The sequence below is a fragment of the Aquitalea palustris genome, assembly GCF_003693445.1.
Lineage (GTDB): Bacteria > Pseudomonadota > Gammaproteobacteria > Burkholderiales > Chromobacteriaceae > Aquitalea > Aquitalea palustris.
This window is the reverse complement of sequence record NZ_RFAR01000081.1, coordinates 1-10,913: the sequence shown is the minus strand read 5'-3', so window position 1 is coordinate 10,913 and position 10,913 is coordinate 1. Positions and strand designations below refer to the sequence as shown.

The 10,913-nt window shown below is 59.5% G+C and carries 8 protein-coding genes; 5 read left to right on the top strand and 3 right to left on the bottom strand.

The window, feature by feature from the left end; translation table 11 throughout:
* The 3 genes from EAY64_RS17225 to EAY64_RS17215 form a co-directional block, all read right to left on the bottom strand.
* The coding region (locus EAY64_RS17225) for a methyl-accepting chemotaxis protein (RefSeq protein ID WP_103525970.1) at positions 1–1,034 on the bottom strand (1,034 nt) is incomplete at its 3' end.
* A 308-nt stretch (positions 1,035–1,342) separates the two neighbouring features.
* Positions 1,343–3,424 carry a phosphate acetyltransferase gene (pta, locus tag EAY64_RS17220; protein WP_103525969.1) on the bottom strand — a complete coding sequence of 694 codons (2,082 nt, stop codon included), beginning with the start codon at positions 3,422–3,424 and terminating at the stop codon, positions 1,343–1,345.
* Positions 3,425–3,450: 26 nt separating this feature from the next.
* Positions 3,451–4,644, bottom strand: coding sequence for an acetate/propionate family kinase (locus tag EAY64_RS17215; RefSeq protein WP_103525968.1), 1,194 nt, complete (start codon positions 4,642–4,644; stop codon positions 3,451–3,453).
* A 690-nt stretch (positions 4,645–5,334) separates the two neighbouring features.
* Between EAY64_RS17215 and EAY64_RS17210 the strand changes: the two genes are divergently transcribed.
* The 5 genes from EAY64_RS17210 to EAY64_RS17190 all read left to right on the top strand — a co-directional run bounded on the left by EAY64_RS17210 (position 5,335) and on the right by EAY64_RS17190 (position 10,828).
* Positions 5,335–6,444: an aromatic ring-hydroxylating oxygenase subunit alpha gene (locus EAY64_RS17210; RefSeq protein ID WP_059286787.1), complete on the top strand. Its 1,110-nt coding sequence runs from the start codon at positions 5,335–5,337 to the stop codon at positions 6,442–6,444.
* 67 nt (positions 6,445–6,511) lie between these two features.
* Positions 6,512–7,039, top strand: coding sequence for a hypothetical protein (locus EAY64_RS17205; RefSeq protein ID WP_103525972.1), 528 nt, complete (start codon positions 6,512–6,514; stop codon positions 7,037–7,039).
* Positions 7,040–7,078: 39 nt separating this feature from the next.
* Positions 7,079–7,948, top strand: a complete 870-nt coding sequence (locus tag EAY64_RS17200) for a DMT family transporter (protein ID WP_226034289.1) — start codon at positions 7,079–7,081, stop codon at positions 7,946–7,948.
* Between the two features lie 145 nt (positions 7,949–8,093).
* The gene (locus EAY64_RS17195; RefSeq protein WP_103525967.1) at positions 8,094–8,450 is read left to right on the top strand and encodes a SpoIIAA family protein; all 357 of its coding nucleotides are present in this window, start codon (positions 8,094–8,096) and stop codon (positions 8,448–8,450) included.
* 59 nt (positions 8,451–8,509) lie between these two features.
* Positions 8,510–10,828: a Tex family protein gene (locus EAY64_RS17190; RefSeq protein WP_103525966.1), complete on the top strand. Its 2,319-nt coding sequence runs from the start codon at positions 8,510–8,512 to the stop codon at positions 10,826–10,828.
* Positions 10,829–10,913: the final 85 nt, after the last annotated feature.

Sequence of the window (10,913 nt, the reverse complement as noted above, 5' to 3'; positions counted from 1 at the left end):
GCTTCGATGGCGGCGTTCAGTGCCAGCAGATTGGTCTGGTCGGCAATGTCACGGATCAATTGCACGATGCCGTTGACCTCGGCACTGCGCTGGCCGAGGTCTTCCAGCTTGCTGGCCGCATGCGAAATCACCTCGCCGGCCCGGCCCAGTTGCCGTACGGCCTGGTCCATCACCTCGCCACCACTATTGGCGGCCTGGCCTGCAGTGGCAGCCAGCCGAGTGGCGCTGCTGGATTGCGCGGCGTTCTGGCCGGTGACTACCGCCATCTGCTGCGCCACCACCATCATGTCTTCGGCGCGGCTGCGCTGCTCGGCCATGGTCTGCGCCATCAGTCCTGTGCTGTCGGCAATGTCGCGGCTGGCGCTGGAAGCGGCCTGAATCGAGCGCGCCACCTGTTCCATCATCTCGCGCATGGCGCGGCTGGCGTGCTCGGATTCGGCCCGTGCCCGTTCCAGTCGTTCCAGGCTTTTTACCTTGGCCTTGTCAAAAGCCATGGCCAGCGTCAGCACCACGATGGTCAGGCCGATCAGCGACTTGGCCTGCAGCTTGGGAATTTCCTCGCGGGCGATGGGCACGGCGGGCAGGGCACCAGGGTCGCTGGATAGCAGGTAGAACACGGCGATGGCCAGTATGGTGAGAGCCATCCAGGTCCAGCCCGAGCGGCGGGTGGAAACAAAGATGGCGGTAAACGGGATGGAGGCAAACCACACCACGCTGGTGGACATGATGCCGCCGTTGACATACACCATCCAGCACACCATGACAAACATGCAGCTGGTGATGAATTCGGCACAGAAGCGTACTGCCCCCGTCAGTCTGAGCAGCAGGGTGCCCAGCAGCAGGCCCAGTCCGCCCAGGGCAATGCCTATACCCATGGCGCTGTGGCCCAGCATGAAATACTCGATGGAAAACAGCGGGGCGATGCCGCCGGCCAGCAGGCCGACGCCGACGGTGGTGCGGGCCGGGATGGCCAGTTCGGGTGATTGGCGGATGTCTTCCGGAATAAACCAATCAGTAATGGTGGTGGCAGCCATGCGGTGAGTTCTCCCTCGTAGAGCTTGATTTGTAAGTATTGTTTTGTTTTGTCTGCCAGTTTTTCAAAAACAAGGCGAGTCATAATGTAAAACATCCGTTTGAATGCGGCAATATCCGTCCGGGAAAGGCAATTGATCGCTGTCTTGTTGCATCAGATCTGCAGCATCGTCTTGCTGGATATTTTTTGAGAGCTTTTTAAAAACAATGAGATGGGGCGGAGTGTGGTTGTTGCGCCAATGGCGCAGCACGTAAAAAAGCCCGCCGGTGAGGGCGGGCTGTTGTGGTGGCTGATGCTGCCGGAGTGGTCTTAGCGCTTGTCCGCCTGAATGGCGGTCAGGGCGATGGTGTAGACGATGTCATCCACCAGTGCGCCACGCGACAGATCGTTGACCGGCTTGCGCAGGCCTTGCAGCATCGGGCCGACACTCACCACGCCGGCGGAGCGCTGCACCGCCTTGTAGGTGGTGTTGCCGGTGTTGAGGTCTGGGAACACAAACACGGTGGCGCGGCCGGCTACCGTGCTGTCCGGGGCCTTTTGACGGCCTACCGATTCCACGCTGGCGGCGTCGTATTGCATCGGGCCATCAATTTCCAGACCAGGGCGCTTTTCGCGGGCGATGCGGGTGGCTTCGCGCACTTTTTCCACATCCGAACCGCTGCCGGAGCTGCCGGTGGAGTAGGAAATCATCGCTACGCGCGGCGGAATGCCAAAGGCGGCGGCGGAGTCGGCCGACTGGATGGCGATGTCGGCCAGGTCTTCTGCGGTCGGGTCCGGGTTGACGGCACAGTCGCCGTAGACCAGCACCTGTTCCGGCATCAGCATGAAGAACACGCTGGAAACCAGCTTGGCTTCCGGTGCGGTCTTGATCAGCTGCAGGGCAGGGCGGATGGTGTTGGCAGTGGTATGCACCGCGCCGGAGACCAGGCCGTCCACTTCGCCCAGTGCCAGCATCATGGTGCCCAGTACCACATTGTCTTCCAGTTGCTGCTCGGCCATCGGTGCGTTCAGGCCCTTGCCCTTGCGCAGTTCCACCATGGGCTGGATGTAATTGCCGCGTACTTCATTGGGATCGAGGATTTCAATCGAAGCGGGCAGGGTGACGCCCTGGGCTTCGGCGATCTGTTCGATCTCGGCGCGGTTGCCAATCAGCACGCAGTGGGCAATGCCTTTTTCCTGACAGATGGCGGCGGCCTTGACGGTGCGCGGCTCATTGCCTTCCGGCAGCACGATGCGCTTGCCGGCGCGACGGGCTTTTTCCATCAACTGGTAACGGAAAGCCGGCGGCGGCATGCGGTGTTCGCGCGGTGCGCCAACATTGCGCTTGAGCTTGTCGGCGTCCAGGTGTTCGGCCACGAAGTCGATCACCCGCTCCATCCGTTCCAGATCGTCCGCCGGAACCTGGCGGCTCATATTGCTGAGGAAGCTGGCGGTTTCAAAGGTGTTGTGGGTGGTGGTCATCACCGGCAGGCCGCTGGTAAAGGCCTGATGGCACAGTTGCTGGATGCGCGGGTCGGGCAGCGAGTCGCAGGTCAGCAGCAGGCCGGCCAGCGGCACGCCGTTCATGGCGGCCATCGAGGTGCCCAGTACGATGTCTTCGCGATCACCAGCGGTGACGATCAGCGCGCCGGGTTTCAGCAAATGCACCACATTGGGCACGGTGCGGGCGGTCACCGCCATGCTGCGCACACGGCGGCGGCTGATCTGGCCGGCGTGCAGCACGCGGGCCTGCAGGTAATGGGCCACGTCCAGCGTGCGCGGGGCCAGCAGCTCCGGTTCGCTGGGAATGGCGCCTATCATGGTCAGGCGGTTTTTCTGCAGCAGGTTGCCCGCTTCCAGGATTTCCATCGCCAGTTGCTGGGCATTCTGTTCCTTGGGCAGGCGATTCAGGATGTAGCCGGCGACATGGCCGGGTTGCGCACCGAAAGCCTGCAGGCTCAGTTCCAGCTGCTCGGCGATTTCGTGGCTGGCCAGCTTGTCGGCGGCGGTGACCAGAATGGTTTGCGCCTGCAGGTTGCGGGCGATCTTGGTATTGAGGAAGGTGGAGAACACTTGCTTCTGATCGGGGACCAGGCCTTCCACAATCATCAGGTCGACGTTGTGCGAGGCCTGCTGATACAGCGACACCACTTCTTCCATCAACTGGTCGATTTCGCCCTGTGCCAGCAGGTGCTCCACCCGCTCCATCGGCAAGGGTTCCGGCGGATTCAGGTGGCAGATGGCACGGGCAAAGTGGGTTGAGCGTTCCGGCGAGCTGCTGTCGGCGCCCTGGGCAATGGGTTTGACAAACCCCACGCGCAAGCCGGATTGCTCCAGCGCGCGAATCATGCCCAGTGCCACCGAGGTCAGCCCGGCATCAAAGCCGGTCGGGGCCAGAAAAAAGGTATGCATGCTTGGACTCTTTCCTTAGCGCTGCCTCAGACCGACAGGCCGGCCAGTTGGGCGGTGTCGAGGGCAATCATCAGTTCTTCGTCGGTATTGATCACCAGTGCCGGCACGGAGTCGGTAGTGGTGATACGGCCAGCCTTACCACGGACGCATTGTTCGTTGGCGGCGTCGTCCAGCTTGAGGCCCAGGAAACCCAGCTGCTTGATGACGCGGGCGCGCAGATAGGACGAATTTTCGCCAATGCCACCAGTGAACAGCACGCCATCCAGCCGGCCCAGCGCCACGGTCAGCGCGGCAATGTGCTTGGCCAGGCGGTAGCTGAAGATGTCCAGTGCCAGAATCGCTGCCGGCTTGCCGGCCATGGCGGCGTCTTCCAGTTCGCGGCAGTCGCTGGACTGCTCGGACAGGCCCAGCAGACCGGATTTCTTGTTCAGCAGATCGGTCACGCCATTCACATCCAGGCCTAGCTCGGAAGCCAAGTAACCAAAGATGCCCGGGTCGATATCGCCGGAGCGGGTGCCCATGACCAGGCCTTCCAGCGGGGTCAGGCCCATGGTGGTGTCCACGCTCTTGCCACCCTTGATGGCGGCCGCAGAGGCGCCATTGCCAAGGTGGGCGCAGACAAAGGCAGTTTCTTCCAGCGGCTTGTTCAGCAAACGTGCAGCTTCACCGGTAACAAAGCGGTAGCTGGTGCCGTGGAAACCATAGCGGCGTACGCCATGTTCGCGGTACAGCTGCATCGGCACGGCATACAGATAAGCCTGCTGCGGCATGCTCTGATGGAAGGCGGTATCGAATACGGCCACCTGCGGCAGTCCGGGGAATTGCTGCATGCTGGTATGAATGCCCAGTAAGTGTGCCGGATTGTGCAGCGGGGCCAGCTTGGCGCATTTCTCGATTTCGGCGATGACGGTGCCGTCAATGACTGCGGAGGCTTTGAAGTGTTCGCCACCATGCACCACGCGATGACCTACCGCCTTGACGCTGTCCAGCAAGTCCAGCACACGCAGACGTTCGATGATGGCGTGCATGGCGGCAGTGTGATTGGCTTCAGCCAGCGGCTGGCTATCTTTCTGGCCAGCATGCTTGAAGCTGATCTGGCCTTGTTCCAGGCCCAGTTTTTCGGCGAGGCCAGTCAGGATGGCTTGTTTGCTGGCGGTGTCGATCAGGGCAAATTTCAGCGAGGAACTGCCGCAGTTGATAACGAGAATGCTTGATTTCATAGGCGCTGGAAGTAGTAAATGACTAAAAAGGGGTCCGTTGGGAAAATAACTGTCGCCAGCCGGCATGTCGGCCATATTAGGATTATGACTGTGGCAGCAAGATGACGGTGCGGAGCAGTTGACGGGCTCCTCTTCTCTTTCCTTTGGTCGGTGTTAACCGGGCGGCGATTATCCGGTGCTGCCATGCTTGCTGCAATGCGGGATTTACCTCGCTTGCGCAACGCTGCGATTGCCTGCATTGCCGCAGTAGCAAGCCTTGGCAGGCTGTCTGGCATCTGCCGGTGCCCATGTTGCAGGCGGGCATGCATGGTGGTTGCCAGCTTGGCCTTGCGCGCTGGCCTGGCGGCCTGACACAAGTGGCGGTGGATTCGCCCGCGCAGTATAGCATATCGATCATCAGCTGCTAATGTTGCTTCGCACAATTTGAGCTAAAGCAATGATTTCTATGGCTGCACTGGATGAAAATGTCCTGAATTTTGCAAAATGCCCTTTTGTAGTGGCAATGTTTCAGTCTGCCCCCGCTTTGTTGTGCCAAAAATTGCTTGCCCCCCCTCGCGGGGCGGGGCATAATCCCGCCCTCGCAAAGCACAGGCTTGGCCTTTGTTTTAATTCATTGTTTTGATGGTTCCGTAAACTCGTTTAGCGAGATTCGGCTGGTCTTATATCTTCTACCACGGAGGTGTGGGAATAATGTCTGATCTGGCTTCTTCGCAGATGCTACAGGCGTCTGCTGCTCAGCTGCCTATCTATACTTATTTTGATCCCGCTCACTACGAGCTGGAGCAAAAACAACTGTTTGCCAATGCTCCGCTGTATTACGGCCACGAGCTGATGGTGCCCAACGACGGGGACTATCACACGCTCGACTGGCTGGGCCATGGCAAGATGCTCAAGAATGTGGGCGGTGAAATCAAGCTGATTTCCAACGTCTGCCGCCACCGTCAGGCCCTGATTTACCAGGGGCGCGGTAATGGCAACCACATGGTGTGCAATCTGCATGGCTGGACTTACGACGCCGAAGGCAAGCTGCTGGGCGCGCCGCATTTCCCGCAAACACCCTGTCTCAATCTGAATCAGACGCAACTGACGCGCTGGAACGGCCTGCTGTTTGATGCCGGTCGCGACATTGCTGCCGATCTGGCGCAGCTGGGTGTGGCAAAGCATCTGGATTTCTCCGAGTTCGCTTTCCATTCGACGCAAACCACCGAGTACGACTTCAACTGGAAAACCTTTATTGAAGTCTATTCCGAGGATTACCACGTCGATCCCTTCCATCCGGGCCTGGGCAATTTTGTTGATTGCGCGGAACTGAAATGGGAGTGGGGCGCGCAATACCATGTGCAGACGGTTGGTGTGAAAAACCAGCTGGCCCGCTCCGGTTCGCGCGTCTACGGCAAGTGGCACGAGGAAGTGCGTCGCCGCTTTGCCGACCAGCAACCGGAGTTTGGTGCCATCTGGCTGACCTACTACCCCAACATCATGGTGGAGTGGTACCCGCATGTGCTGGTGGTCAGCGTGGTCATTCCGCGTGGTCCGGAAAAATGTACCGTCATCACCGAGTTTTACTACCCGGAAGATGTGGTGTATTTCGAGCCGGAATTCGTCGAAGCCGAGCAGGCCGCTTACTTCGAAACCGCCAAGGAAGACGACGAAATCTGCTACCGCATGCACCAGGGCCGTCGTGCCTTGTGGCTGCGTGGCGAGAGCGAAGTGGGGCCGTACCAATACCCCACCGAGGAAGGCATGCAGCACTTCCATGAGTTCTACCGTCGCATGATGGGCGATGCCATGGCTGGCTAAGCCCGGCGTTTCAGTGCAGAATGGCAAAGGCGCGGGTTTCCGCGCCTTTTTCTTTGTCTTGATGACAATGCACTGGCAAAAAAACATTCTCCTATTAGGGCTGTGCCTGCTGGCTGGCCCGCTGCTGGCAGCCGGTTTTGTCGATCCGGCCAGCAAGATCAGCTTCACTCTGCCTGCCGGCTGGAAGGTGCGCAGTGTGGTGCAGGAAGGCGTGCGTGTGATCAAGGTGGTGCCGCCCAAAGCGGATCAGCGTGAACGCGCCGCCATCGAAGTCACCCTGCAGGAGCGCAAGGCCGGCAAGGCGGATGTACCCGAGCGGTTGCAGCGCCGTTTCCGCCAGGCCGAGGGCGATCGCGAAGCGGCGGTCTATACCCGCTTGAACCCGCACAGCGGCCGGCTGGTTACCGAATATCGCGAAGGCAGCTTCGTCTCTGGCCGTTTGTGGATCGTGCGGCATAATCTGCAAGTATTCCTGCCGACGCCGGGCAAACGGCTGCTGGTGGCGCGTTGTGCTGCCAATGCTTCCGAATTCAAAACTTACCGCCGGCAGCTGGAGACCATCTGCCTGTCGGCCACTTCCCTGCATAAGCCATGATGCTCAGCTGCCCTGTTTGTCTTGCTGCCGGAGCGCCTGATGCCGGCTGATCTGTTGCTGCGGCTGCGGCGCGGCCAATTGGGTGCCGGCTGGATGGTGATTGCCGCTGCTTTCTTTGCCTGGATGGGGGTGTTCGTCAAGGCTGGAGCGCAGCACTTCAACTCCATCGAGCTGCTGTTCTGGCGTACGCTGATCGGCACCGTCATTCTGGGGCTGGGCATCCGCCTGCGCGGGCTGTCCTTGGCCACACCGCATTGGCTGGGGCATATCAAGCGCAGCTTTGTCGGCTACCTGTCCATGTCGGCGCTGTTTTACGCGCTGACTCATCTGCCGCTGTCCACGGCGGTGACACTCAATTACACCTCTTCACTGTTTTTCTCGCTGATTTGTGTGGTCAAGCTCAAGGACAAGCTGTCTCGCTCAGCGGCGCTCGCCTTGGGGCTGGGTTTTCTCGGTATTGTGCTGCTGCTGCGGCCCACCTTCAGCTCCGAACAGTGGCTGGCGGGCGTTATCGGCTTGCTCTCGGGCGTGAGCGCCGGCTTTGCCGTGTTCCAGGTGCGCGAACTGGGGCAGATGGGTGAGCCATCCTGGCGGGTGGTGTTCTGGTTTTTTGCCATTGCCTCGGTGTTTGGTTTCCTGTGGCTGCTGTTGGGGCCTGGTTTTTCTCCGGTGCATGCCGCCAATGTTTCTTCCTTGCTGGGGGTGGGTGTCTGCGGCATGTTGGGTCAGCTGGCCATGACCATGGCCTACAAGGAAGGGCGCAAATATCTGGTGGCCAGTTTTGCCTACCTTACCGTGGTTTTTTCCGCCTTGCTGGGAGTATGGCTGTGGGGTGATGCGCTGGGGCCGGATGCATTATTGGGCATGGGGCTGATTGTCGGGGCTGGCATCTTGGCAGCGCTGCGTTGATTCATGCCAGAAACATGTCACACCTTGACGGTTGTCAGCAGAATCTTCACCGTCGCGCACTAGAATACAATCATGAGCACGCTGCCGATGCTGGCGTGGTTTCATTAACAATAACAGGCAGGACTCACACTTTAGGAGATGCAGCATGATTTCTATCCGCGAACAGGATTATGGTCTGGATGTGGCGCTGTTCAATGAATTCTCGCTGGCGGATTTCAAGCTGTTCGAGGATGCCTTGGTCAAGCGCGTGGCCGAGCAGGGCAAACCTGATGTCTTGCTGGATTTGTCCGAGCTGGTGGATTTCACCCTGGACATGGCGATGGAAGAGGTGAAATTTGTCCGTGCCCATGAGCAGGATTTCGGCCGTATCGCACTGGTGGTCAGTGATGTGTGGATCAAGCTGGCGGCGCATATTGCCGGCCTGCTGTCACACAATCATCTGGAGTATTTTGACACGGTGGAAGAAGCGCAGGCCTGGCTGGTGCGGCCGGTTGCCGCTTGATTTTGGAGCGAATGGCGGTAGAGTAGCGGTTTTTGTTCAACACGAAAGAATAAAAACCGATGTTGAAGAGCATTGCCAGCCGTCTGGCGACTGAACTTGCCGTACGTGAAAACCAGGTGGCCGCCACTATCGAACTCATCGATGGTGGTGCCACCGTCCCCTTTATTGCCCGTTACCGCAAGGAAGTCACCGGCGGCCTGGATGATACCCAGCTGCGCACGCTGGCTGAGCGTCTGGTCTATCTGCGTGAACTGGACGAGCGGCGCAATACCATTCTTGCCAGCATTCGCGAGCAAGACAAACTGACCCCGGAATTGACGGCTGCGCTGTATGCCGCCGATAACAAGACCGCGCTGGAAGACCTGTACCTCCCCTACAAGCCCAAGCGCCGTACCAAGGCGCAAATCGCCCGCGAAGCCGGCTTGCAGCCATTGGCCGACAGCCTGTTGGCTGATCCCTCACAAGCGCCTGAAGTGCTGGCACTGACTTATCTTAATGTCGAGGCCGGTATCGCTGATGCCAAAGCCGCACTGGATGGCGCCCGCGCCATTCTGATCGAGCAGTTTGCTGAAGATGGCGAGCTGCTGGGCCGTTTGCGTGAAAAACTGTGGAACGAGGCCGAACTGGTTGCCAGTGTGGTGACGGGCAAGGAGCAGGAAGGCGCCAAGTTTGCCGATTACTTCGATCATCGCGAAGCGCTGCGTGCTACCCCCTCGCACCGTGCACTGGCTTTGCTGCGCGGTCGCAATGAGGGTGTGCTCAGTGTTGCGCTGAAATATCAGCCTGATGAAACCCCGATTACCGAGCGCTCCAGTTACGAGCTCCTGATTGGCCAGCGCTTCGGTGTGCAGGACAAGGGGCGGGCGGCCGACAAATGGCTGCTGGACGGGGTGCGTCTGTGCTGGCGTGCCAAGATTTTCCTGTCGCTGGAGCTGGAGCTGATGGGCCGGCTGAAAGACGCCGCCGATGGTGAGGCCATCAAGGTGTTCGCCGACAATCTGCATGATTTGCTGCTGGCCGCACCTGCCGGGCAGCGTGCCACGCTGGGGCTGGATCCGGGCCTGCGCACCGGGGTGAAGGTGGCGGTGGTGGATGGTACCGGCAAGGTGCTGGATACCACGGCCATCTATCCGCACGAGCCGCGTCGTGAATGGGATAAGTCCATCGCCATTCTGGGCGCGCTGTGCACCCGCCATCACGTCGACCTGATTTCCATTGGCAATGGCACCGCCAGCCGCGAAACCGACAAGCTGGCCCAAGACCTGATCAAGGCTTATCCGCAACTGGGCATGACCAAGATCGTGGTATCCGAGGCTGGTGCTTCGGTGTATTCCGCTTCCGAGTTGGCGGCCAAGGAATTTCCCGATATGGATGTCAGCCTGCGCGGTGCGGTGTCTATTGCCCGTCGTTTGCAAGACCCGCTGGCCGAGCTGGTGAAGATCGACCCCAAATCCATCGGCGTGGGTCAGTATCAGCATGATGTCAATCAAAGCCAGCTGGCTCGTGCGCTGGATGCTGTCGTGGAAGACTGCGTGAATGCCGTTGGGGTGGATGTCAATACCGCCTCGGTGCCATTGCTGACTCGCATTTCCGGTCTCAACAGCACATTGGCCAGTAATATCGTGGCCTACCGCGACCAGAATGGCGCCTTCAAGAACCGCAAGCAGTTATTGAAAGTGCCGCGCCTGGGTGACAAGACTTTCGAGCAGGCTGCGGGCTTCCTGCGCATACAAGGCGGCGACAATCCGCTGGATGCCTCATCGGTGCATCCGGAAGCCTATCCGGTGGTTGAGAAAATCGTCGCCAAACTGGGGCGCGAGGTCAAAACGCTGCTGGGTGATTCGGTCACGCTGAAGTCGGTCAAGGCAACGGACTACACGGACGAGCGTTTTGGTCTGCCGACGGTAATGGACATCCTGAAAGAACTGGACAAACCGGGTCGTGACCCGCGTCCAGAATTCAAGACCGCTACCTTCCAGGATGGCATCGAGGACATCAAGCATCTGCAACCCGGCATGGTGTTGGAAGGTGTGGTCACTAATGTGGCCAACTTCGGAGCCTTCGTTGACATCGGCGTGCATCAGGATGGTTTGGTACATATTTCGGCGCTGTCGACCAAGTTCATCGACGACCCGCGCAAGGTGGTCAAGGCTGGCGATGTGGTCAAGGTCAAAGTGTTGGAGGTGGACGTCGCACGCAAGCGTATTGCCCTCACCATGCGACTGAGCGATGAGGTCGGTACGACCAGTCGTGGTGCACGGCCGGAAGGTGGGCGCACTTCGGCTGATCAGCGCAAGCCACAATCATCCTCGCGCGGGGCGCCGCCGGCGGGTGAGTCGGCGATGGCGGCTGCATTTGCCAAGCTCAAGCAGCGTTGAGGTAGTTGAACGCTATAGCTCGCTATCTATATAGATAGCGTTCTTGCAAAAAGCCCGGCGTCAGCCGGGCTTTTTGCTGTCTGTG